The organism is Mucilaginibacter gynuensis (assembly GCF_039541195.1).
In the GTDB taxonomy this organism is placed as follows: Bacteria; Bacteroidota; Bacteroidia; order Sphingobacteriales; family Sphingobacteriaceae; genus Mucilaginibacter; species Mucilaginibacter gynuensis.
The window spans coordinates 110,407-133,062 of sequence record NZ_BAABFT010000009.1 but is presented as its reverse complement, the minus strand read 5'-3'; the positions used below and the strand labels follow the sequence as shown (position 1 = coordinate 133,062).

Genomic DNA, 22,656 nt, shown 5'->3' with positions numbered 1-22,656 from the left:
CTGATGATCTTCAGGCTTGATGAACGCTTAGTATTTCCGGATCCTGAACTGGCCGATGAGGACGGATTGCTGGCAGTAGGCGGTGATCTTTCAACCGGGCGCTTGCTGCTGGCCTATCAGCATGGCATATTCCCATGGTATAGTGATGATACGCCTATATTGTGGTACTCGCCGCACGAGCGCTTTGTGTTGTATCCAGGTGAACTGAAGATCTCGAAAAGCATGCGACAGGTATTGCGGTCGGGGAAATTTACCGTTACCATGAACACCGCCTTCGCAGATGTGATAAAAGCCTGTTCATTAGTGCCGCGAGAAGGACAGGATGGTACCTGGATCACCGACGATATGATCAACGCCTACGTAGAATTGCACCGGCAAGGTTATGCCCATTCGGTTGAAGTATGGCAGCAGGGCGAATTAGCAGGCGGCTTATACGGCGTACATGCAGGCCAGGTATTTTGTGGCGAAAGTATGTTCAGTAAAGTAAGCAACGCCTCAAAAACAGCGCTCATCGCCTTATGTCAAACGGGCAACTATAACCTGATAGACTGCCAGGTACACACCGAACATCTCGAATCGATGGGGGCAAAAATGATATCGCGCCAGCAATATATGGCCGAACTACGTAAATAAACCGTAACTATACAATACCTTTGCATTAACAAATGCAGCAATCAAACACAAAAGAACGTATCATATTAGGGATTGACCCCGGCACTGCCGTAATGGGTTATGGATTGATTAAAGAGGTAGGTTCAAAAATAGAACTGATCAGTTTAGGGGTGGTGAAGATGGAAAAGATTGACGACCACATGCTGAAGCTGCAACGCATTTTCGAAAAAACAGTAGCCCTTATTGATAATTACCATCCCGATTGCTTGGCCATTGAGGCACCTTTTTACGGTAAAAACATACAGGTAATGCTTAAGCTGGGCAGGGCACAGGGCGTGGCCATGTCGGCAGCCTTATCGCGCAATGTGTCTATCACCGAATACGCGCCCCGCAAAATAAAACAAGCCATCACTGGCAACGGTAACGCCACCAAAGAACAAGTGGCCGGCATGATACAACGCCTGCTCAACTTCACCGAAACACCCGATTTTTTGGATGCTACCGATGGTTTGGCCGTAGCGGTTTGTCACGCTTTTCAACGTAATATAACAGGAGGCAGCAGCAGCGAAGGAAGCAAAAAATCATACTCCGGCTGGGATACCTTTGTTAAGGATAATGCCAATAGGGTAGCGGGTGTAGGGAAGGTGAAAAAGTAGATAACTCACCCGATCTACGCTTCGCTGGATCACCCTCTCTGCTTCGCAAAGAGGGCTTTGAAAAAAAATATTAAATGCCTTAACAGAACCGCAGTCGCTACGGCTACAGCCGAGTGACGACTATTTCGCGGCGTCCCGCCGCTGTATTGTAAAAGTATTTTTAAGTCGAATTTTATGCTATGCATATTCATAATGAGAGAGTTATAGTATATAACTTGCTTAGTTTAATAATATGGAATGCGGCCGGAGGCCGCGTAATAGCTGTCACTCGGCTGTAGCCGTAGCGACGGCGGTTATACGTCTTCGTCAGCAAACAGCTTCGGGCGAAAGCGAGCAGAACTGTGGAGGCCAGGAGCGCAAAGACGGGCATAGGAACTTGTTGCATGTGGGGAGGAATAGTACGGTAGGGCAAAAGTTCCAGCCCTAAGTTCTGTTCGGTTTGCAGGACTGGCCATGTGCGGCAAAGAAGCCTTTTGCTGGACATGGGTTTTGTTACTTTTGCCCTCAAAAGTAATGGGGCACTGCGCCCAAGAGCAGACTGCCGTTAATTACAGCACAAGCATAAAATATAAGTATTGTTAAGTTCTCCGGATTTAAAACCTAATGATAACTAACAAACAAAAAAATCCCTCTTCCTAAACCGGAAAGAGGGACCTGCAATGAAGCAACACTACTATCGCCACATCAATATTTCATCATTATAAAAATTTAAAACCAACACTTACCACCCAAAGGTTTTGGCGCTGACCAAAGCGTTCATTTACCTTGGTTAAACCACCTTCATAGCGCAGGTCGGCAGTAATTTTACCAATATCAAGGCCTGCGCCTACCTGGTAACCAAGCGTGCTTTTTTTGTAATCGTTAAAGTCGCTAACGGCACCGCCTATGTTGCTGCTGAAACTTTTGCTGTCGTCTAAAATGTAAGAATAAACCGGACCGCCAACTACGTGCAGGTTCAAATCTTCGCTGCCAAAGGTTTTACCTACCAGTACAGGCAGGTTGAGGGTAGTGAAGCGTACTTTGGCGCTGTAGTCAGTACCGTTATTACTGGTGTTGAATTTACCGCCGCTGCTGCCTAAGTAAAGCTCGGGCTGCAGAAACCAGTTGTCGCCCACACGGGCAAACGCGCCTATCTGGTAACCGGTAACACTCGATTCTTTTAATTGGTCGGTATTGATCTTTGAAAAGGTGATACCCGCTTTGGCGCCTACAGTTACCTGGGCCTTAGCGCTAATAATACCTGCTGTAAGCAGGGTTATGCATAAAATTAACTTTTTCATCGTGTTATTAAATTTGGTTCAACATCGGTTTAGATGATGATAGTTAACAATAGTTTAATACATTTTGTGTTAATATATTAGGGCGACGCTATAGTAATTTTTATATTTTTGCAACAAACAGTACAAAACATGGCAGAGATAACCATTTCAAATAAAGATTGGGAACGTGTTAAGATAAAGTTGCAGCGCAAGTACAACCACCTTACCGATTCGCAATTACAATATACCGAAGGACAGGAAGACAGCCTGATCAGCAAAATAATGGAGCTGGTTGACCGCGACCGCAAATACGTGGTGTTCACCCTTAAAAAGGCTTTGGTTAATATTGATAATAACCGCCTTTAAAAACCTTGCAGCCCTTCATATACTATATGAGGGGCTTTTTCGTATATTTATTTTTTTAATACGAAAAAGATGAATACGGGAAAGGCTACCAAAAAAGGGGTGAGGGTTTTTATTGTTGGCGCGGCGCTATCGCTTACAGCCATTACTACATGGAGCTTTAAGGACGACCTCTTCCAGATATCCAAAAATCTCGACGTATTTGCATCACTCTATAAAGAGGTAAACATTAATTACGTTGATGATATCAATTCATCAAAAATGATCAAAAGCGGAGCCGATGCAATGCTCGGCGGCCTCGACCCGTATACCGAATTTGTTCCCGAATCGGAAATTGAAGATTATAAACTACACTACGTAAGTACTCAATACGGCGGTATAGGCACTACCATATTTTCGCGCAATAATAAAGTGTATGTGTCTGATGTATTCGAGGGCTACCCGGCTCAAAAGAACGACATCCGCGCAGGCGACCAAATTGTCAAGATCAACGATATTGAACTCACCAGCAAAAACAGCGACCAGGTAAGCCAATTACTGAAAGGCGCTAAAGGAGCCACTATAAAAATGCTGATAAAGCACGAAAACGCTGCCCAGCCGGTAGTGAAAAACCTCATTCGCGACGAAATAAAACAACCTAACGTGTCTTACTACGGTATGGTTGATGGCAACATGGGCTATATTAAGCTTGATAAGTTTTTGGAGCGCTCATCTGATGAAGTTGCTGCCGCGCTTGCCGCGGTAAAAAAGAGCAATCCAAAGGGAATCATCCTCGACCTGCGCTCTAATGGTGGCGGTATATTGCAGGAAGCTGTTAAAATAGTTAACCTGTTTGTGCCGAAGGATGTAAAGGTAGTATCGCAAATTGGCAAAATAAAGGAAAAGAATTTTGTTTATAATACCATGAGTGCCCCTGCCGAGCCTAACTTGCCGCTTACGGTATTGGTGAATAGCCGCTCGGCTTCGGCATCTGAAATTGTAGCGGGTTCACTGCAAGATTTGGATAGGGCCGTTATTATCGGTCAGCGCAGCTTTGGTAAGGGCCTGGTGCAGCAATCGTTCAGCTTGCCTTATAACAGCTTGGTGAAGATCACTGTGGCCAAATACTATACCTCATCCGGTCGTTGCGTACAGGAGCTGGATTACGCCCACCGTAAGGATGATGGCAGCGTAGTAAAGGTAGCCGACTCATTGATCCACGAGTATAAAACAAAAAATGGCCGTTCAGTTTATGATGGCAGTGGTGTAACTCCTGATCTTGTTATTCCGCGCGATAAATTTGCCAATGTTACCCAGGCCCTGGTAGGTAAGCTGCTGGTGTTTGATTATGCTACTAAATATCACGACAGTCACCCCAAAATTGCCGACGCGAAAACCTTTAGCCTTACCGATTCCGAGTACGATGAGTTTGTGAAATACCTTGCCGACAAAAACTACAGCTACACCAGCACATCCGAAAAATTGCTGAACACACTGAAAACGGAGGCCACCAAAGAAAAACAATTCAACGAGATACAGGCTGAATACGATGTGCTGAAGAACAAACTGCTCACCAGCAAAAAGAACGACGTTAAACAGCATAAAGAAGAAATAAAGCAACTGCTCGAAAATGAAATAGTATCGCGTTACTATTATGAAAAGGGCCGTTACGAAACCCATTTCAAATACGATAAAGAGCTTGCCCGTGCTATTAAAACCATGCAAGATCAAACCCAGCTTACCGCCATATTAACCGGACAAGGTACTTACAAAACCATAGGCAAACCACAAGCCGCTCAACTGGCAAAAAAGGCTGATGACAAAAAGGATGAAGCAGTTGATGAGGATGATGAACAGTAGTATATAGCTATACCCGCCTTGTCATTGCTAAGAATGAAGCAATCTCATCGTTTATTAAAGTTTGAGGTTTGACAACTTTTAAAAAGTTGTCAAACCTTTTGCACTACGTGACTGCCTCTAAGCCCATAGTCCCCATCGTTGTACCCGCTTTTCTCCGAAGCTGGTTTGCTGATGAATCACCTCAACAAATCCGAAATCGAACATCCAAAATCCGAAATACATAAACCTGTTACAATCGTTCCGTTAAACTATTACGTAGTTAACCCTGTCATAACTATACAAAAACGATACGAACATGAAAAAGATAATATTAACCGCAGCCATAGCAATAAGTGTATTAACCATACAAAGTGCCAGCGCGCAAATAAGTGTAAACATTAATTTAGGTAGCCAGCCAGCCTGGGGACCGGTAGGTTATAACCATGTAGATTATTACTATCTGCCCGATATTGATGCCTACTATGATGTACCTGCCAAACAATACGTGGTATACGAAAACAATGTTTGGGTACACCGTTCAGCTTTACCATCACGCTACCGCGGATATGATCCGTACAAAAGCTATAAGGTAGTGGTAAACGAACGCACCCCATGGGTACGCAACACCGTGATCCGCGAGAAATACTCAGGTTACAGGGGTCGCCATGATCAGGTGATCATCCGCGACAGAAGGCCCGAAGTAAGAACCGTTAAATACGTGGAAAAACACGACAACGGCAAACACAAAGGCTGGGATAAAAAAGACAAAGGCCGCGGCCACGACAAAGGCGGCAAACACCGCGACTAATACAACAGATTGATTTGATAGTTTAGATAAAGCAAAAGGGCTTCCCCAACCAGGGAAGCCCTTCGCATATATCCAAGCAGGCAAGCTTAATTCTCCTCAACTCACCATTCACTACTATCAACTACCTACTTACAACTCACAACTTTCAACTTACAACCCAAAAACTACCATTTCACATCCATATTCTGGAACATGAAAGCCCATTTATCGGCTTGCTCGGCAATTACCTGGGCGGTTGATTTACCTGCGCCGTGGCCCGCTTTGGTTTCAATACGGATGAGTACCGGTGCCGGGCCTTGCTGCAATTCCTGCAAGCGCGAAGCAAATTTAAAGGAGTGCGCAGGTACCACACGGTCGTCATGATCGGCAGTGGTAACCATGGTGGCCGGGTAACTGGCCGGTTTTACCGCATGGTATGGCGAATACTTATACAGGTACTCAAACATTTCTTTGGAGTCTTCGGCTGTGCCGTAATCAAAAGCCCAGCCCGCGCCTGCGGTAAATTTATTGTAGCGCAGCATATCTAACACCCCTACCGCCGGGAAAGCAACCTGGCAAAGATCAGGGCGTTGCGTAATGGTAGCGCCAATAAGCAAACCACCGTTTGAGCCACCCGAAACAGCCAGGTATTCTTTCGAGGTATATTTATTATCAATGAGGTATTGTGCCGCTGCTATGAAATCGTCGAACACGTTTTGCTTTTGCAGCTTGGTACCCGCACGGTGCCATTTTTCGCCATACTCACCGCCGCCGCGCAGGTTTGGTACCGCGTAAACGCCGCCATGCTCCAGCAGTATAATATTAGAGGTGCTGAAAGCCGGTGTAAGGCTAATGTTGAAACCGCCGTAAGCATACAACAGCGTTGGGTTTTTGCCGTTCAGCACCGTACCCTTTTTATAGGTAATGATCATCGGCACCTTGGTACCATCCTTAGAGGTATAAAAAACCTGTTTCGATTCGTACAGTTCCGGGTTAAACTGCACGTTTGGCTTTTTGTACAGTGTTGATTTACCGCTGGCAATATCATACTTAAAAATAGTGGTTGGGTATATGTACGACGTAAAGCTGTAGTATAACTCCTTCTCATGCCGTTTAGCGCCAAAACCACCCGCCGAACCTACCGATGGCAGGGCGATGGTACGTTCCAGCTTACCGGCCATATCATACTGCTGCACCAGCGAGGTAGCATCCTTTAAATATTCGGCGAATATTTTGCCGCCGCCTGTTGATACCGTAAGCACATTTTGCGTTTCAGGGATCAGGTCTTTCCAGGCAGCCGGTTTAGCGTTGGCCACATCGGCAGTAACTATTTTATAGTTAGGCGCGTTCAGGTTAGTGTAAATGAACAGCTTGCTGCCCTCGTTATCAATAATGCTGTGCTCCTTTTCAAAGTTATCCACCAGGTTAACAATCGGGCTGTTCGGCTTGCTCAAATCCTGTATGTACAGCTCATTGCCGCTGGTTGAGTTAGCCGCGCTGATGATCAGGAAACGTTCGTCTTCGGTAAGGCCCGCGCCGATGTACCTGCGTGGTGTTTTATCACCGCCGAAGATCAGTTTATCCTCCGTTTGCGGTGTGCCCAATTTATGGTAAAACAACTTGTGGTATTGCGTTAAACCCGAAAGCTGGCTGCCCTCTTTAGGTTTATCGTAACTGCTGTAGTAAAAGCCGGCATTGCCGTGCCATGCCAGTCCCGAAAATTTCACGTCTATCAGCGTATCGCCAACAACGCTTTTATCGCCGGTTTTCAGCACGATCACCTTGCGCCAGTCCGATCCACCTTCCGAAATCTGGTAGGCCGCCATACTGCCATCCTTGGTAAAGCTGATACCCTGCAAAGAAGTAGTACCATCGGCCGAAAACTTGTTAGGATCGAGAAATACTTCGGGTGCCCCATCCCCTACCTGCCGCCACAATACCGACTGACTTTGCAAGCCATCGTTCTTATAAAAATAGGTGTATTTGCCTTCTTTAAAAGGCGCGCTGTACTTTTCGTAGTTCCATAGTTCGGTAAGGCGTTTGGCAATCGCGTCGCGGTACGGTATATGGCCCAGGTAATCTTGCGTTACCTTGTTTTCGGCCTGCACCCAGGCTTTGGTATCTTCGGCGCGGTCATCTTCGAGCCAGCGGAAAGGGTCGGCCACGGTGGTGCCGAAATAAGTATCCGTAACATCGCCTTTTTTAGTTTGCGGGTAGGGTAAAGTTTTTATAGTCATTTTTTGCGCGTGGGTATTGCTGTACAACAATGCAGCAATGGCCGGTAAAAAGATAAATTTCTTCATGATCAATTATTACAAGGTCGGGTATGTATGTGGCTAATATAGCGGTTTACACCGAAAGTGACAATTGAAGGGCGGTTTGGAGGGAGCTGTCTGTTGGTTTTTCCAAATCCCCTCCTCGGAGGGGGCGGGCGGAAATGTGCAGTAGCAGGGGTGGGTTTCTACAATAAGCATCAATCTTTTTTGAAAATCAATGCCTGTAGTGCTTCGGTTCGGGCAGCCCCGCTATTTGCTTATACGGCACAGGCATTAGGCGCGAGGCCGGTATTCGCTGCTATCGGGTTTAGGGATGTTGTGGTTGTGCTGTTTCGCAAAAGCTGAAAGACTCTTTCGTTTGCAATCACATGACAAATCGACTGCCAAAAACGCACCTAAATCTATGTACAGCCACTGACAAAAGGACAGCGAATCAAGTAATAGGCAATAATTTAAATTAGTATTTTTCGAATTATCCTAAAAGTGAATTAACGAATTTTAGTGTCACTAAATCAGGCAAATGGCATAATGTTTGGCACTTGCTAAGCCCAATATACATATAAACCTAAAAAATGTTTTAATTGACTTAAAACATCTCATGGGGCTGGTTACCCTATTTTTAAACAGAATGTCTTGACGGAGACGCGACAAAAGTATAAAAAAAAACAAGAATACAAATTTTTTAATTTTTTATCTGTTTAAACCTTACAAATCAATGATTTACTGAATTAAATAAGACAAAAAAATTAAAATCCATGAGATTAAATCAACAAAAAAGTGAATTAAATAAATTAGCTATTGAGGTTGCAAATGTTTCTACATCGTATTATCCTATACTTAAAGCTAAGAGAGGTGAATTGAAATCCTTAGAACTATTATCTTTAGAAACTAAAACTTCGACTATTCCAATTATTGAGCTTATACCAAACAGTGGAAATAATGTAAAAAAATACATTATTGAAAATTGGTCGTTTGAAGGAAATAAAATTCTAATAGACCCATATATCCTACTTACACATAGCAGCAATGGGTTTCGTGAGTTCAAAGAAATATACAATTCATTAGCTTCAAGTGGCGTCAATGTTATTCCCGTGTTAAGAATAAAATATTCTAACGACACATTAGAATATTTTAGGAAATTGATTAATGGTGCTACCCCAATAGCCATAAGGATTAATAATGATCATCCTATTATAAAAAATCCCCAAGGCGATATTAATAGAATTAAAAATTTATTTACCTACAATGAAGATGACATCAGTCTAATTATAGACTACAGTTACGTAGATGAAGATAATGTTATTTCAACAGTTTCATCAATATCTACGATTCTAAAATCAATTGAAAAAAATGAGTATTTAAATGTTATTGTAGCTTGTGGTTCTTTTATAAAGGATTTAAGTAGTATACCAACTGATTCCATTAAAAACATGGCAAGGCAAGAATGGATTATTTGGAAAAATTTAACATGTGATGATAATGTAACTACCACAATATCATACGGAGATTACGCAACACGTCACCCTATTTATGAAGATACAACACAAAGTTTTCCAGGCTCGTCAAGTATTAGATATACAGGCGAAAACGATTTTGTGATTTTCAGAGGAATTTTACCTGGTAATCATCCAGATGGAATGGGGCAATATCATGATAAATGTGCCCAATTAATCAGAAATCCTAACTATGATGGAGTAATATTCAGCGAAGCAGATCGTCTAATTAATGATTGTGCTAAAAAACTCATTACGTCTGGCAATCCCGAAAGTTGGGTTAAAATAAGTACAGCAAGGCATATTGAAAAAATAGTTTCCTTACTTAACTAATTTCCAATCAACTCTTGACTTGAGCTTATTTCGAACTATCTCTGAAATAAGTTCAAGTTCAAGATTATTAGCAAGTGTCTCACAAAGGAGCCAGTTTCGGTGTTTCTTTATATGTTTAATATTGTTTTCTTTTAGAACTCCAAGTAATTCTTCACGCCAAAGTAATTTCGCAATATGAAAAGCCTCTTTATTCAAATTTGCTTTTGCCAATTTTATATCCGAAAATATTATTTCGCCATTAGTTTCTTGACATACTATTAAACCAACCCATTCTGGAATTATTTTTTCCAATTGTGTCACATACTTGGGCTCAGTAACAACATGTAGATAATCTAAAATTTTAGAATACCCTAACAATTGATTTGGCAAGCGTCGTAAAGTGTCAGAGGCGCTTTTTATTTCATATCCATGCAAACTGCAATTTATTACAGCAACATCAATTCTCGATTTAGTTGAAGGAAAACTAAATTCATCAACAATTTTAGAGCTACCATCGTTAGCAAAATGAATTAGTTTAGAATCTTTTAATTTCTGTCGAATATCAATATCCTTCATAAATATTATTTTTTGCAAACCTACAAAGTTTTTTAGTATATAATCTACTACCCAAAACTCAACTGTAAAATTGTATAATCATCCCACCCCTAAACCCGATAGCAGCGAATACCGGCCTCGCGCCTAATGCCTGTGCCGTATAAGCGGATAGCGGGGCTATCGTTTCAAAAAAAACACGGGACAGTGATTTTCAAAATAAGAACCGGGCGCATAAACCCACCCCTGCCTTCGCACACCGGCCTACGCGCCCCCTCCAAGGAGGGGATTTGAGAAAGCCGCTAATCACTTACACCTTTCAGCTTTACCCTTTCAGCTTTCACCTCAAAACTCCCCTTTGCCCTTTGCCCTTTCACCATAACATCGTACTTTTGCCGGGCATGTTAACCCGCAACAAACTATACTTCGCTTCTGATTTTCATTTGGGTACCAATAGCTTTAGCTCCAGTCGCGAGCGGGAGGCCCGTTTGGTGCGCTGGTTCGATAGTATTAAGCATGATGCTGCCGAACTTTTTTTGATGGGCGATGTGTTTGAGTTTTGGTTCGAGTATAAAACGGTAGTACCCAGGGGCTACATCCGCTTTTTGGGTAAACTGGCCGAACTGGCCGACTTAGGCGTAAAGATCTACTTTTTTAAAGGCAACCACGATATGTGGATGTTCGATTACTTTACCAAAGAGCTGGGCGCAACCATTATCAGCAACGAACTGGTGATTGAACGCGGCGGCAAAAAATTCTACCTGCACCATGGCGATGGCGTTGGCCCCGGCGATGACATGTATAAGCTACTGAAAAAAGTATTCCGCAGTCCGCTTTGCCAGTGGCTTTTTGCAAGGCTGCACCCTAATTTAGGGATAGGCATAGCGGGAGGATGGTCGCAGCATAGCAGGGATGGTAATCTTAAAAAAGATTATACCCATGTACACAGCGGGGCGGTAACCTTTGCCAACGATTTGCTTAAAACAACCCATTACGATTATTTTATCTTCGGCCACCATCATCGGCCGGTAGTGATCAACCTGGATAATAACGCCCAATACATTAACCTGGGCGAGTGGTTCAACTTTAACAGTTATGTAGTTTTTGACGGTACCGAAGCGCGGCTGCAATACTTTGAGAAGCCCGATTTAACTTAGCTGTCGCCGGCCTTTATAACACCATAAATATTCCCCGAAAATTCCGTACTTTTGTGCACTTTTTACGGCAGGCTTTTTGCTCCGTATTAACTGAATAATACTATGTTAGATAAATTAGAAGCAATAAATCAACGCTGGAAAACTGTTGAAGGTGAGCTAAGCAGCCCGGATGCCATGGCCGACATGAAGCGTTTTGCCCAGTTGAACAAAGAATATAAAGACCTTGCCAAAATTGTTGATGAGTATAACATATACCGCAACATTATGAGCAATATAGATACCAATAAGGATATACTGGCTACTGAAAAAGACCAGGAGTTCCGCGAAATGGCTAAGGAAGAGCTTGACCTGTTGCTTACCCAGCAGGATGAGATGGAAGAAAAGATCCGCCTGATGCTGATCCCGAAAGATCCGGAAGATGCTAAAAACGCGTTGGTGGAAATTCGTGGTGGTACAGGTGGTGATGAGGCTGCCATTTTTGCAGGCGACCTTTACCGTATGTACATGCGCTACTGCGAAAAACGCGGCTGGAAAACCGAACTGGTTGACTATACCGAAGGTACATCGGGCGGTTACAAAGAGATCGTGTTTAACGTACTGGCCGAGGATGCTTACGGTACGCTGAAATTTGAATCGGGCGTGCACCGTGTACAACGCGTGCCCGATACTGAAACCCAGGGCCGTGTACATACATCTGCCGCGTCGGTAGTGGTACTGCCCGAGGTCGATGAGTTCGATATAGAACTGCATGTAAGCGATATCCGTAAAGATCTGTTCTGCGCGTCGGGACCGGGTGGCCAGTCGGTAAATACTACCTACTCGGCGGTTAGGTTAACGCACTTACCTACCGGTATAGTGGCGCAGTGCCAGGATCAGAAATCGCAATTGAAGAACTACGATAAGGCTTTACAGGTATTACGTTCACGGGTTTACGAAATGGAGCTGCAAAAGCACCTTGAAGAAACCTCTAAAAAACGTAAAACCATGGTTTCTACCGGCGACAGGTCGGCCAAGGTGCGTACCTATAACTATCCGCAGGGCCGTTTAACCGAGCACCGCATAGGCTTAACCATTTACAATTTACCCGAAGTAATGAACGGAGGTATACAGGATATACTGGAATCGTTACAGTTTGCAGAAAATGCCGAAAAATTAAAAGAAGGCACGGTAGCTTAATACTATCGCATTATTTGTCAAAATATTCTCACAATATTTCAACAGGAGCCCTTTTATTAACTTAAAAGGGCTTTTCATTTTAATTTCATAAAGCCCGGCTACCTTCGTTTTCAGATAATGGCAGCAAAGTGCTTTTTACAGGGTGAATAACCCGGCACAAACCGCCACAGTTTTTTAAGTACATCTTAATTTATCTGAAAATGCTGGCAATAAAAACATTAGTAAATAACCATAATAACTTAACCGTTTACAGGCATACTGCCATGTTAATGGGTAATAATTTCGAAATAAGTATAGTAGGCAGCAACCCTGCTTGGGCTGCTGAGCATATTGAAAGCGCTATCAGAGAAATTAACCGCGTTGAAAAACTGCTGAGTACTTTTGGCGACGATAGCAATATCAACCTTATTAACCGTAACGCGGGTGTTGAACCTGTAAAAGTTAATGCCGAAATTTTCAGGCTGGTGCAACGTGCTGTTGAAATATCTGAACTTACTTACGGCGCGTTCGATATTACTTATTCAACAAGCGATAAACCTGCCCGCCCGGTTAACTATAAAAGCATTGTGCTTGATGCCGCTAAACAAACCGTGTTTTTAACACAGCAAGGTATGCGCATCAGCTTCGCGGCTACAAGCAAAGGTTACGCGGCCGATAAGGCTAAGGTAATGTTGCAAATGCAGGGTGTTAGCGGCGGCGTTATCAACGCGGGCGGCGATTTACTTACCTGGGGCTTACAGCCGGATAACGAACCATGGACAATAGGCACTGCCGATCCTGAACAGGAAGGTCGCCCTTATGCCGATATCGAGATCAGCAACATGGCCGTGGCTACTTCGGTAAATACCGATAAATATGCTGTTATTGACAGCAAACGTATCCCCGGCGCTATCGACCCTAAAAACGGCTTTGAAGTGAGCGCTATAAAAAGCGTAAGCATCATTAGCCCAACTGCCGAACTATCAGATGCTATGGCAACTCCTGTTTTAAGCATTGGCATTAATGCAGGCATGTACCTTATTAACCAGTTAAACCAGCTGGCTTGCATCATCATTGACGATCATAACCGCGTTTATACCTCAAAAGGTGTAAGCGTAAGCAAATAGTTTACTCCGCTTTAAAATAAGCGTTACAAATACTTAACCGCCATAGGTAAATTACTTATGGCGGTTAATCATAAAATAACCTCATCAGTCGTTGATTTTATCATAACTTAAACGATATTTGAAATAATTATACTCCCTCCCTCCTGAATGATAAAGTGGTTTACGTATATTATACTGTTACTGGTATTACTGCCATGTTTATCGATTGCTGAAATTAAAAATGGCAGCAAACATTCATTTTTACATGAATATAACATACGTTTGCTTTTTACTCAGCAACTTAGGGGCGATACAATCATCAACAAAAAGACCAAAAAGCAACGCGAAGAAGACGAGAAGAACCAAATTAAGGAGATAGCTAAAGCTAAGCGGCAAACAAAGCCCGAAAAGGTTGATGACGATACTGAAGATAAGAAGAAGAAACGCGAACGCCGCCCGGATGGTATGGAGCGTCCGCCAGAAATTATCAGGCGTAACGGAGGTTGATAATTATTACAGAACCATTTTTTTTACAGATGAAGCATCTTGGCCTATTACTCTTATTAACAACCTTTACCGTTGCAGCTAACGCCGCAGCCGAGCCATCGCTTTTTCTAAAAAATACCGTACGTTTTGCTGCCGACAGCGATACCATCATCCGCAAAAAATCAATATCTGTTGGGGTAAGCTATGGTAACGATGCTATATTTTTTGGTCGTACCGGCCCGGTTAAATACCCTTTTATAACTACCGATGTTATTTATAATGATAAGTCGGGCTTGTTTATTTACGGTTCGGGGCTTAAGGTTTTAGGTTACGATCCGCTGTTTGATGAAATTGACCTGGGTGGCGGATACTTTTATAAGTTCAATAAAAAGTTTTCGGGCTCTATCAGTTATACCCGCTTTATCTTCAATAATTCGGCGCGTATCATTAAATCGTCGGCATCAAACGATATCAACTTTAAAAACTCGTACGATTGGAAGTTTGCCAAAACCAGCGTAGTGGCCGATTTCCTGTTCGGTAAATCGCATGATTTTTTTCTTACACTTAGCCAGTCGAAAATGATTGAGCCCGATTGGAGCATTTTCAGCGATAACGATTACCTCACCATCAACCCATCGTTCAACGTAATTTTCGGTACGCAAAACTTTGTAGATAAATACTCGAACGACAGGTTTTACAGGCTCAACCTAGCAAGCATATACGGCACCAAAGGCCCGCCTAAAGACCAGGACAACGGCCGTTTCGCGGTGCTTAACTATTATATAAAAGTGCCTATAGCTTACAATATGCCGCATTATACCATTGAGGCCGCCTACCGCTACTCAATACCCGTTAATGTGGAAAACATGCTGATGAATAAACACGCATCATTTTTTAATTTAACTTTTTATTATTTGTTTTATTAGGGCTGATGAATGTATTGATAGTAGAGGATGAAAAAGCACTGGCCAGGGAGCTCGAAATATTCCTGACCAATTATAATTATATCTGCGAGATATGCCATACCGGGGCATCGGCATCTGAAAAGATAGCGGTAAACCTGTACGATTTCATCCTGCTCGATCTTGGTTTGCCTGATTATGAGGGGCTGAATCTGCTGAAAGAGGCCAAAACAAATAACCCCGAAGCAGCCTGCATTATCCTTACTGCCCGTGCCGAGATCAGCGACCGTATTACAGGGCTTGATCTGGGCGCTGACGATTACCTGCCAAAGCCATTTTCGCTGCTTGAACTGCAAAGCCGTATGCAGGCCATTACCCGCCGCAAGTTCGGTATTAAGCATAATATTGTTTCGCTGGGCGATTTTTTGATCAACCTTACCGAACGTGTGATCAGCTATGACAACGCGCCCATCAGCACCATTACCAAAAAGGAGTTCGACCTGATCGCGTACCTTATTCTGCATAAAAACCGCACTCTAACCCGTAACCAGTTAAGCGAACATATTTGGGGCAGCGTGGTTAATGATGATTACGACTCTAATTATATTGACGCGCATATCAAAAATATCCGCAAAAAATTAAATGCCTTTGCCCCGCCCAACTGGCTCGAAACCGTGCGGGGCCTGGGTTATAAGATCACCGTAAACCAGTAGCGCCTTGAAGCTGAACACCAAACTCACCCTGTTTAATACCATATCAAAACTGGTAATAGTGGTGTTCTTTGTTGCGTTGCTGCCCACCCTCATCACCAAGATCAACATTAACTATACCGATAGTAAGCTGATCAAACAAAAAGAAAAGGTATTACAAATTGTAAACACCCTTGGCATCGGCAACTACATTACCGATGGCGAAAGCTACGGCAGCTATACCCTTTTAAAAGAAGAATACATCAGTTTGGATGAAGTTGCCCCCGACCAGCGGATGGACACCATACAAAACGAACGCCGTATTGTGGAGGGCGATACCATACAATACCGCATTTTAAGCCACACTTTCCATGTAAATAAAAAGAACTACCTGCTAGAAGTTGGTAAAAGCGTGGACACGCTCGACGATACCAGTGGCCCGTTACAAAACATCGCTTTCCAGGTGTTGGTGAGCATGATCTTGCTGACCATTTTGGCAGATCAGCTATATTCCAACTATGTGCTGCGCCCTTTACGGCTCATTATTAAAACCAAACTGGTGGGCACTAAATTCCCGTCCTTTGGTTCGTACCGAAAGATCAGGACTACTACGGCCGATTTTCAGCACCTCGATATCAGCATCCACCGCATGATTGAAACCCTTGCCGATAAATTTCAGAAAGAGCGCGAATTTATCAGCAATGCCTCGCACGAGTTGATGACGCCGATCTCCATACTGCAATCAAAAATTGAGAATATGGTAGATGAGGAAGGCATTGCCGACGACATGAAAGTGCGCCTGCTGGAGATGCAAAAGATCCTTAACCGTTTAAAGAGCATCACCAAAACGCTCCTGCTGATATCGCAAATTGAGAATGAGCAGTTTATTAAGGAAGATACCATCCCGGTTAAAGATTTGCTGGTAGAGGTTTATGAAGAGATCTCCATCCGCCTCGAACAAAAGAATGTGCAGCTGAATATTGATGTGCCCGATAATTGGGTGCTTTATCATATTAACAAATTCTTGCTGTTCAACCTTTTTTTCAACCTGATTAATAACGCCATCAAGTATAACCACGAAGGTGGCAGCATCACCATCAACGGAACTATGGACAACAAAGGCCTAAGCATTAACATTACCGATACCGGTATAGGCATAAGTGAGGAGGACCTGCCATATATATTTAACCGCTTTAAAAAGCTCAAGCAATCGTTACAGCAGGATAGTTTTGGCCTGGGCCTGCCCATTGTACGTTCCATAGCCGATTTTCACCAGATAAAGATCGAGGTAACGTCTGTAAAAAACGAAGGCAGTGTATTCAAATTGATCATCCCGCGCAATTTAGTGGCGCATTAAAAAGAAGCACTGAAACTAATATGTTGTACTAAAATATAGCCACAATTTCAGCTACGGCTAATTTGTCAGGCATTGGGCTCTTAAAAGTTTATCGTAAATATTAAAAAAATGAAGTGATAGTATTTAATACCCTAAAATAAATACTGAACAGACTTTTAAACCTTTTTGGCATTGGCTTTGTCAATGTAGTAGTATAAATAACCAGATCAGATACATATATCGTTATGAAAACTCTAAGATTGAAAATAGCTACGTATAGCATTGCATTAGCGTCATTAGGCGTAATTTTTTCGGGATGCGATTCTTTGACCAAAACTCAAAAAGGCGCGGCCATTGGTGCAGGTGCCGGTGGTACTTTAGGTGCATTTATAGGTAAAGCGGCAGGTAACACTGCTTTGGGTGCCGTAATTGGTGGTGCCGTGGGTGGTACAGCCGGTGCTTTTATCGGTCGTAAAATGGACAGGCAAGCTGCAGAAATTAAACAAACTGTACCGGGCGCTACCGTAACCCGCGAAGGTGAAGGTATCATTGTAAAATTTGATTCGGGTATTTTGTTCGATGTAGATAAAACAGCTTTAAAATCGGCTGCGCAAACTAACCTGCAAAACTTAGCTACCTCATTAAAAAACAACCCGCAAACCAATATCTCTGTCATCGGTCATACTGATGATACCGGTTCTGACAGCCATAACATGGATCTTTCAGTTAGAAGGGCTCAAGCTGTAAAATCATACATTACATCAAACGGTGTTGAGGGCTCACGCTTAAGCACTGTAGGTAAAGGCGAGGGCGAGCCTATCGGCGATAACAAAACAGTTGAAGGCCGTGCTCAGAACCGCAGGGTAGAGATTGTAATTGTGGCTAACGACGCTTTGAAACAAGAAGCTAAAACACAATCAGGTCAATAATCTTTTTAATCAATACATTGTTAATTGTGAAGCCTTTGCCATTTTGGCAAGGGCTTTTTTGTTATATAACAACCTGCATTTAAATGTTAAATAACTTGCTATAAACTATTATAATAGTAAATTTGTACATGCTCAAAAAATCGGGGATCATACTATTGCTGCTGCTGTACATTGCTACAGTACCCGGCTTTGCCCTGAATTTGCATTATTGCGGTAAAAAGATAGCATCTGTAAAGATAGATCTGCCTGCCAAAAAATGCGGCCCCACCGAGGCCAAAAGCAAAATGAAATGCTGCCAGGATAAGCAGATAGATGTTAAAGTAAAAGATGTACACCAGGCCGAAAAATCGACCTCCATCTTTGCCAAGCTTTTCTCGTTCGATATGCCTGCCCTGCCGTTTGAAGACTTCATCCTCTCATCGCAAAAGGCATTATCACAAAAACTGTTTGACCGTGGCCCTCCCCCGCCCGACAAAGCAGCAAAAGTCCCTGTATTCATCAAGAACTGCAATCTCCGTATCTGATCAGTAATTTTTATTGGCTCAAAATTATTTGCGTGGTTAATGCCATGCGCTTAACTATTTATTCCATTTAAATTTTTACTGATAATGAAAACCCTAAAAATATTTTTAGCCATTATGGCTATCTCTGTTGGCGTGGCCAACGCACAATTCACCAAAGCCGAATTACAAGTTAGCGGCCTTACCTGCTCCATGTGTTCAAGGGCTACCGAAAAAGCCCTGCGTTCGCTCGATTTCATCAGCGATATTAAACCCGACCTTAACCGCAATATCTTTGTGATCACCTTTAAAAAGGATGCCCCTGTAAACTTTGATATGCTCAGCAAAAAGGTAGAAAATGCCGGTTTCGCGGTAAATACCCTAAAAGCGACATTCAACTTTGCCAACACCCAGGTTAGCGATAACATGTTCAATTATTCGGGCAATCACTTCCATTTTGTTAATGCCGATAACAAACAGCTTAATGGCCCGGTAGCTATTACGTTTGTTGACAAAGGCCTTGCATCAACCGCAGTCGCCAAAAAATACATGGGCCATAAACCCGCCATGGGCGATGGTAAAAAGGTGTATTGCGTGGTTATATAAAGAAGCACGCAATTTATCTGCATTATTTATCGGTTTGTTCCGGTGGGTCATGTTGTTAGGTTGGAGATTCGCTTTAATTAACTCACCCCGACTACGCTTCGCTGGTCGACCCTCTCTGCGCAAGCACAAAGAGGGTTGAAAAAATCAAAAATCCTTCTTTGCGCAGCAGAGAAGGTGGTCGAGCGAAGCTAAGACCGGATGAGTAATTATAGTGGATTTTTAACCGATTGACATTTTCCCATAGTGACTACCGATTTGTAGATGCTTATTTACATTTTTTAATGCTCCGTAAGGAGCTATCCATAACTGGTTACCATCCCTCATGAAAAAAATACTATTAGCAAGCCTGTTAATGCTGCTAACCCATATCCTGCATGCGCAGGAACTTTATGTTAATACTGAACCGGCCAGCAATATGGCCACACGATCCTTAGGTATACGGTTAGAGAACCAGGGCTTTTTTAAACCCGATTATAAAAATCGCACTACCCTCGAAGTAATGTACGGCGCCAGCAAAAGTTTGATGGTACATGGCTCCGCTTATGTTTCTGATTATTATCAAAGCAAGCAGCGTTTAGAAGGTGGCAGCGTTTATGCCAAATACCGTTTCCTGTCGGTAGATACCGTTCAACGGCATTTTCGCGGGGCCATTTTTGCCAAAGCATCTACCATTAATAACCCCATTGTTAACCAGGAAATTTCGCTCGAAGGTGATAATACCGGCATACAAACCGGGTTGGTGTTCACTCAATTATTGCACAAACTGGCCATATCGGGTTCTGCGAGTTATTTACGGGCATTTGATAACCGGGGTAATTATCACCTGCCACAGGCAAACGCGGTGAACAGTATTGGTTACACCCTATCTGCCGGTTACCTGCTGCTGCCCAAAACGTATAAGGATTACGACCAAACTAACGTCAACCTTTATGTTGAGCTGCTGGGAAAAAACAATCCCGGTTACGGCCAAAGCTACCTGGATGTAGCCCCATCGGTACAGTTCATCTTTAACAGCATCTTCCGGGTCGATCTATCGTACCGTACACCTATATACAACAGCATGGAAAGAAACAGCAAGAATATGTACCTGGTTAGGCTGGAGTATAATATTTTCGGGCTGTAACCCCCTCGCCCCCTGAAGGGGGAATTAATATATAAGTTAAAAGGGGAAGCGCCAACAAGATGGCGCTTCCCCTTTTAAGCGATTTACTTATTCCCCCTTCAGGGGGTTAGGGGGTAAACTTTTTCTTCGTTTCCGTTATGTGTGCTAAATGGTGCCGGCCATGCCATGAATAGGTGGCCAGCGTTTTTTTGAGTGAGTTGCTCGCGCCGGTTTCGGGGTGAATAAAGGTGCGTTCCCATTCATTTTCGGTAAAGCTTTCAAAGAGGGCTATCATGCGCTGATGGATGCCTTCCAGCATTTTCAGGGATGGCTCAACGGCGAGGCGATAGTCGGGTTGTAATGCCCAATAGGCTTCCTCGTACGGTTTTATGGTGGGGTTATCTTCGGTAAGGGCAAGCTTTATACGGGTGATACTATTCATGTGGCTGTCGGCAACATGGTGTACAACCTGGCGCAATGTCCAGCCGCCGGTGCGGTATGGGGTGTTCAGTTCGTCTTCGCTAAGGCCGATAACCGCCTGGCGCAGCAGGCCGGGCAGCATACGGATATCATTGGTCCATTTGCGTATATCATCAACGGTATAAGATGCAGGCGGGCTAAATTTCCCTATGGGGTAGCGCATTTGCTCGTCGGTAAGTGCCATAAATATATTTTGTGGTTAAGTAAGCTTTTAAGCAATTTAGCGTTTTGTATCTATTATTAAAACCTGATGATAAAAAAGTTACTCCTGCTGTGTTTCCTTCTACAATGTACTATCAGTTATGCCGAAACCATTAAAACCGATGTACTGGTTATTGGCGGCGGCGCGGCGGGCGTGGCGGCAGCCATACAAAGTTCGCGAAGCAACCTGAAAACCATGCTGGTAGAGCAAGGCCCATGGCTTGGCGGCAGCATGACCAGTGGAGGCTTTTGCATACTGGATGCCAATCGTAATGTTAAAACCGGCATCTGGGCCGAGTTTCGCAAGCATGTGGTTAATTTTTATAAAAAAACACCGGGTTATGATACTACTCAAAACGCTGTACTCCGCTTTGAGCCATACACCGGCGCGGCTATCCTGAAAAAGATCACCGATACCGTAAAGCGCCTTACCGTAAAACTAAACACGCCGTTTACCTCTGTAAAAAAAGATGGTACAGGCTGGGAGGTTGAAATTACGGTTGACAATAAACCGGTAACCATAAAAGCCCGCGTACTGATAGATGGTACCGAAACCGCCGACGTTGCCACTATGGCCGGCGCTGTTTTTAGTACAGGAACTGATAGTCGCGCTGCGACGGGTGAAAGCTTAGCGCCCGAAACCGCAACAGACCAAATACAGAACATCAGCTTTTTAGCTATACTGAAAGATAACGGCCGGGCCGCCGACAGAACCATCAAAAAACCCGAAGGCTATAACCCCGAAACATACAGCTGCTTAAAAGGCATCGATATAAAAAAGCTTTTGAACGATAGCAAGATACTGAACGATAAATACCTGCTTAACTGCTGCGCCAACCAATACCCGGTAACGGCAGATGCGCTGAAACCCGAAAACCGAGCCGCTACTTTTGCCAAAGCAAGGCTGCATACCTTAGGCATGGTTTATTATCTGCAAACAGTGCTGGGTTACAAAAATATGAGTTTGGAAGAATACCTAACTGCCGATCACCTGCCATATATGCCTATTATTCGTGAGTATAAAAAGGCGAAGGGCATTATCCAGCTAACACTTAGCGATATTTATACCCCGTATGACAGACCAACAAAATTATACCGCACCGCGATAGCAGTTGCTGATGCACTGCAAACACAGGCCTATGGCGCAAACGGAGCAATAGTTAATTATCCCCCGCTCCCGGCTTATACTATACCTTTGGGTGCTATAGTGGCGGCTAACCAAAGCAACCTGTTGCTAACCGAAAAAGCACTATCAGTAACGCACCTTGTAAATGCATCTACCGCCGACCCGGCCGTTCAAATGACTTTAGGGCAAGGCGTGGGTGCTACTGCCGCTTACCTCGCTTTCTTTAAAACGGATACAAAAAACTTAAACGTTAGAATAATTCAGGGCGAGGTGTTAGATCATAAAGGCTATATATTCCCGCTGGCCGATGTGGCGTTTGACGATCCTTATTTCCGTTCGATACAGCAAATTTGTGTTACCGGTTTACTAAAAGGTATACAGAAGGTGAACGGCAACAGCGCGCAAATTTATTTTGGGCCCGATGCCCCGGTAAACACCGAAGATATAAAGCCCATACTTACTGAAACTTACACCCGCACCTTTTTGTGGTTCAATAAAAACAAAACAGCTGAAAAATTCACACTGGGTAACTTGCTATCGTTCATCTGCGAGATCACGCTGAACGATCCGGAGACTTTCCAGGCCACGCTACAAAAAACCTGGAAAACCAAATACAAATTCAAAACCGACTTTGACGTAAACAGGCCGGTAACCCGCTATGAGTTCGCGGCTTTAACCAACAAATTTTTAAATCCGTTTGCCCGCAAAGTTGATATCACCGGCAGGGTGATCAATTAATAGTACTATTAAATA

Annotated in this window: 23 protein-coding genes; 19 read left to right on the top strand and 4 right to left on the bottom strand. The window is 43.5% G+C overall.

Going from position 1 to position 22,656, the window contains the following annotated elements:
• Nucleotides 1–3: 3 nt before the first annotated feature.
• The 3 genes from aat to ABD894_RS17550 all read left to right on the top strand — a co-directional run bounded on the left by aat (nucleotide 4) and on the right by ABD894_RS17550 (nucleotide 1,695).
• On the top strand, nucleotides 4–633 hold the full coding sequence (gene aat / locus ABD894_RS17560; protein ID WP_345212370.1) for a leucyl/phenylalanyl-tRNA--protein transferase: 630 nt from the start codon (nucleotides 4–6) through the stop codon (nucleotides 631–633).
• A 32-nt stretch (nucleotides 634–665) separates the two neighbouring features.
• A complete protein-coding gene (gene ruvC, locus ABD894_RS17555) occupies nucleotides 666–1,268 on the top strand; it encodes a crossover junction endodeoxyribonuclease RuvC (protein ID WP_345212369.1) in 603 nt (200 codons plus the stop codon).
• Between the two features lie 232 nt (nucleotides 1,269–1,500).
• The gene (locus ABD894_RS17550) at nucleotides 1,501–1,695 is read left to right on the top strand and encodes a hypothetical protein (RefSeq protein WP_345212368.1); all 195 of its coding nucleotides are present in this window, start codon (nucleotides 1,501–1,503) and stop codon (nucleotides 1,693–1,695) included.
• Nucleotides 1,696–1,966: 271 nt separating this feature from the next.
• On the opposite strand, the gene ABD894_RS17545 is transcribed toward ABD894_RS17550, so the two are convergent.
• Nucleotides 1,967–2,548, bottom strand: a complete 582-nt coding sequence (locus tag ABD894_RS17545; protein WP_345212367.1) for a porin family protein — start codon at nucleotides 2,546–2,548, stop codon at nucleotides 1,967–1,969.
• Between the two features lie 129 nt (nucleotides 2,549–2,677).
• Here ABD894_RS17545 and ABD894_RS17540 point away from each other — a divergent pair, with 129 nt between their 5' ends.
• From ABD894_RS17540 to ABD894_RS17530, 3 genes are all read left to right on the top strand, one after another.
• A complete protein-coding gene (locus tag ABD894_RS17540; protein WP_345212366.1) occupies nucleotides 2,678–2,893 on the top strand; it encodes a hypothetical protein in 216 nt (71 codons plus the stop codon).
• 69 nt (nucleotides 2,894–2,962) lie between these two features.
• Nucleotides 2,963–4,729: a S41 family peptidase gene (locus ABD894_RS17535; RefSeq protein WP_345212365.1), complete on the top strand. Its 1,767-nt coding sequence runs from the start codon at nucleotides 2,963–2,965 to the stop codon at nucleotides 4,727–4,729.
• Between the two features lie 295 nt (nucleotides 4,730–5,024).
• Nucleotides 5,025–5,516: a hypothetical protein gene (locus ABD894_RS17530; protein WP_345212364.1), complete on the top strand. Its 492-nt coding sequence runs from the start codon at nucleotides 5,025–5,027 to the stop codon at nucleotides 5,514–5,516.
• 164 nt (nucleotides 5,517–5,680) lie between these two features.
• Here the strand turns inward: ABD894_RS17530 and ABD894_RS17525 are convergent, their stop codons facing one another.
• Nucleotides 5,681–7,798 (bottom strand): prolyl oligopeptidase family serine peptidase, encoded by a 2,118-nt coding sequence (locus tag ABD894_RS17525; protein WP_425562974.1) that lies wholly within the window; start codon nucleotides 7,796–7,798, stop codon nucleotides 5,681–5,683.
• Between the two features lie 728 nt (nucleotides 7,799–8,526).
• Between ABD894_RS17525 and ABD894_RS17520 the strand changes: the two genes are divergently transcribed.
• Entirely contained in the window at nucleotides 8,527–9,597 is a 1,071-nt protein-coding gene (locus tag ABD894_RS17520) for a beta family protein (protein ID WP_345212363.1), read from the top strand.
• Here ABD894_RS17520 and ABD894_RS17515 read toward each other — a convergent pair.
• Complete coding sequence (locus tag ABD894_RS17515) at nucleotides 9,586–10,152, bottom strand: sce7726 family protein (RefSeq protein ID WP_345212362.1); 567 nt, start codon at nucleotides 10,150–10,152, stop codon at nucleotides 9,586–9,588. The genes ABD894_RS17520 and ABD894_RS17515 overlap by 12 nt on opposite strands.
• A 377-nt stretch (nucleotides 10,153–10,529) precedes the next feature.
• Between ABD894_RS17515 and ABD894_RS17510 the strand changes: the two genes are divergently transcribed.
• The 11 genes from ABD894_RS17510 to ABD894_RS17460 all read left to right on the top strand — a co-directional run bounded on the left by ABD894_RS17510 (nucleotide 10,530) and on the right by ABD894_RS17460 (nucleotide 20,117).
• Entirely contained in the window at nucleotides 10,530–11,285 is a 756-nt protein-coding gene (locus ABD894_RS17510; RefSeq protein ID WP_345212460.1) for a UDP-2,3-diacylglucosamine diphosphatase, read from the top strand.
• A 102-nt stretch (nucleotides 11,286–11,387) separates the two neighbouring features.
• A complete protein-coding gene (prfA, locus tag ABD894_RS17505; RefSeq protein ID WP_345212361.1) occupies nucleotides 11,388–12,461 on the top strand; it encodes a peptide chain release factor 1 in 1,074 nt (357 codons plus the stop codon).
• 200 nt (nucleotides 12,462–12,661) lie between these two features.
• Nucleotides 12,662–13,567: an FAD:protein FMN transferase gene (locus tag ABD894_RS17500; protein WP_345212360.1), complete on the top strand. Its 906-nt coding sequence runs from the start codon at nucleotides 12,662–12,664 to the stop codon at nucleotides 13,565–13,567.
• Between the two features lie 147 nt (nucleotides 13,568–13,714).
• Nucleotides 13,715–14,053 (top strand): hypothetical protein, encoded by a 339-nt coding sequence (locus ABD894_RS17495; RefSeq protein WP_345212359.1) that lies wholly within the window; start codon nucleotides 13,715–13,717, stop codon nucleotides 14,051–14,053.
• Nucleotides 14,054–14,082: 29 nt separating this feature from the next.
• Nucleotides 14,083–14,958, top strand: coding sequence for a hypothetical protein (locus tag ABD894_RS17490; RefSeq protein ID WP_345212358.1), 876 nt, complete (start codon nucleotides 14,083–14,085; stop codon nucleotides 14,956–14,958).
• 5 nt (nucleotides 14,959–14,963) lie between these two features.
• Nucleotides 14,964–15,647, top strand: a complete 684-nt coding sequence (locus ABD894_RS17485; protein WP_345212357.1) for a response regulator transcription factor — start codon at nucleotides 14,964–14,966, stop codon at nucleotides 15,645–15,647.
• Nucleotides 15,648–15,651: 4 nt separating this feature from the next.
• Complete coding sequence (locus tag ABD894_RS17480) at nucleotides 15,652–16,980, top strand: sensor histidine kinase (RefSeq protein WP_345212356.1); 1,329 nt, start codon at nucleotides 15,652–15,654, stop codon at nucleotides 16,978–16,980.
• A gap of 224 nt (nucleotides 16,981–17,204) precedes the next feature.
• Nucleotides 17,205–17,888, top strand: coding sequence for a YiaD family glycine zipper/OmpA-like lipoprotein (locus tag ABD894_RS17475; RefSeq protein ID WP_345212355.1), 684 nt, complete (start codon nucleotides 17,205–17,207; stop codon nucleotides 17,886–17,888).
• 128 nt (nucleotides 17,889–18,016) lie between these two features.
• Entirely contained in the window at nucleotides 18,017–18,412 is a 396-nt protein-coding gene (locus ABD894_RS17470) for an HYC_CC_PP family protein (protein WP_345212354.1), read from the top strand.
• An 84-nt stretch (nucleotides 18,413–18,496) separates the two neighbouring features.
• Nucleotides 18,497–18,994, top strand: coding sequence for a heavy-metal-associated domain-containing protein (locus ABD894_RS17465; RefSeq protein WP_345212353.1), 498 nt, complete (start codon nucleotides 18,497–18,499; stop codon nucleotides 18,992–18,994).
• Nucleotides 18,995–19,316: 322 nt separating this feature from the next.
• On the top strand, nucleotides 19,317–20,117 hold the full coding sequence (locus ABD894_RS17460) for a hypothetical protein (protein WP_345212352.1): 801 nt from the start codon (nucleotides 19,317–19,319) through the stop codon (nucleotides 20,115–20,117).
• Between the two features lie 106 nt (nucleotides 20,118–20,223).
• Here the strand turns inward: ABD894_RS17460 and ABD894_RS17455 are convergent, their stop codons facing one another.
• Entirely contained in the window at nucleotides 20,224–20,760 is a 537-nt protein-coding gene (locus ABD894_RS17455; RefSeq protein WP_345212351.1) for a YfiT family bacillithiol transferase, read from the bottom strand.
• Between the two features lie 66 nt (nucleotides 20,761–20,826).
• Here ABD894_RS17455 and ABD894_RS17450 point away from each other — a divergent pair, with 66 nt between their 5' ends.
• Nucleotides 20,827–22,641 carry an FAD-dependent oxidoreductase gene (locus ABD894_RS17450; protein WP_345212350.1) on the top strand — a complete coding sequence of 605 codons (1,815 nt, stop codon included), beginning with the start codon at nucleotides 20,827–20,829 and terminating at the stop codon, nucleotides 22,639–22,641.
• The last annotated feature ends 15 nt before the right edge of the window (nucleotides 22,642–22,656 follow it).

Excerpts from the sequence above, each read along its gene's own strand:
- ruvC (WP_345212369.1), top strand. The coding sequence starts at position 666 with ATGCAGCAATCAAACACAAAAGAACGTATCATATTAGGGATTGACCCC.
- ABD894_RS17525 (WP_425562974.1), bottom strand. The coding sequence starts at position 7,798 with ATGAAGAAATTTATCTTTTTACCGGCCATTGCTGCATTGTTGTACAGC.
- ABD894_RS17500 (WP_345212360.1), top strand. The coding sequence starts at position 12,662 with ATGCTGGCAATAAAAACATTAGTAAATAACCATAATAACTTAACCGTT.
- ABD894_RS17465 (WP_345212353.1), top strand. The coding sequence starts at position 18,497 with ATGAAAACCCTAAAAATATTTTTAGCCATTATGGCTATCTCTGTTGGC.
- ABD894_RS17540 (WP_345212366.1), top strand. The coding sequence starts at position 2,678 with ATGGCAGAGATAACCATTTCAAATAAAGATTGGGAACGTGTTAAGATA.
- ABD894_RS17520 (WP_345212363.1), top strand. The coding sequence starts at position 8,527 with ATGAGATTAAATCAACAAAAAAGTGAATTAAATAAATTAGCTATTGAG.
- ABD894_RS17515 (WP_345212362.1), bottom strand. The coding sequence starts at position 10,152 with ATGAAGGATATTGATATTCGACAGAAATTAAAAGATTCTAAACTAATT.
- ABD894_RS17485 (WP_345212357.1), top strand. The coding sequence starts at position 14,964 with ATGAATGTATTGATAGTAGAGGATGAAAAAGCACTGGCCAGGGAGCTC.
- aat (WP_345212370.1), top strand. The coding sequence starts at position 4 with ATGATCTTCAGGCTTGATGAACGCTTAGTATTTCCGGATCCTGAACTG.
- ABD894_RS17475 (WP_345212355.1), top strand. The coding sequence starts at position 17,205 with ATGAAAACTCTAAGATTGAAAATAGCTACGTATAGCATTGCATTAGCG.
- prfA (WP_345212361.1), top strand. The coding sequence starts at position 11,388 with ATGTTAGATAAATTAGAAGCAATAAATCAACGCTGGAAAACTGTTGAA.
- ABD894_RS17490 (WP_345212358.1), top strand. The coding sequence starts at position 14,083 with ATGAAGCATCTTGGCCTATTACTCTTATTAACAACCTTTACCGTTGCA.
- ABD894_RS17545 (WP_345212367.1), bottom strand. The coding sequence starts at position 2,548 with ATGAAAAAGTTAATTTTATGCATAACCCTGCTTACAGCAGGTATTATT.
- ABD894_RS17510 (WP_345212460.1), top strand. The coding sequence starts at position 10,530 with ATGTTAACCCGCAACAAACTATACTTCGCTTCTGATTTTCATTTGGGT.
- ABD894_RS17550 (WP_345212368.1), top strand. The coding sequence starts at position 1,501 with ATGGAATGCGGCCGGAGGCCGCGTAATAGCTGTCACTCGGCTGTAGCC.
- ABD894_RS17535 (WP_345212365.1), top strand. The coding sequence starts at position 2,963 with ATGAATACGGGAAAGGCTACCAAAAAAGGGGTGAGGGTTTTTATTGTT.
- ABD894_RS17495 (WP_345212359.1), top strand. The coding sequence starts at position 13,715 with ATGATAAAGTGGTTTACGTATATTATACTGTTACTGGTATTACTGCCA.
- ABD894_RS17530 (WP_345212364.1), top strand. The coding sequence starts at position 5,025 with ATGAAAAAGATAATATTAACCGCAGCCATAGCAATAAGTGTATTAACC.
- ABD894_RS17450 (WP_345212350.1), top strand. The coding sequence starts at position 20,827 with ATGATAAAAAAGTTACTCCTGCTGTGTTTCCTTCTACAATGTACTATC.
- ABD894_RS17470 (WP_345212354.1), top strand. The coding sequence starts at position 18,017 with ATGCTCAAAAAATCGGGGATCATACTATTGCTGCTGCTGTACATTGCT.
- ABD894_RS17460 (WP_345212352.1), top strand. The coding sequence starts at position 19,317 with ATGAAAAAAATACTATTAGCAAGCCTGTTAATGCTGCTAACCCATATC.
- ABD894_RS17455 (WP_345212351.1), bottom strand. The coding sequence starts at position 20,760 with ATGGCACTTACCGACGAGCAAATGCGCTACCCCATAGGGAAATTTAGC.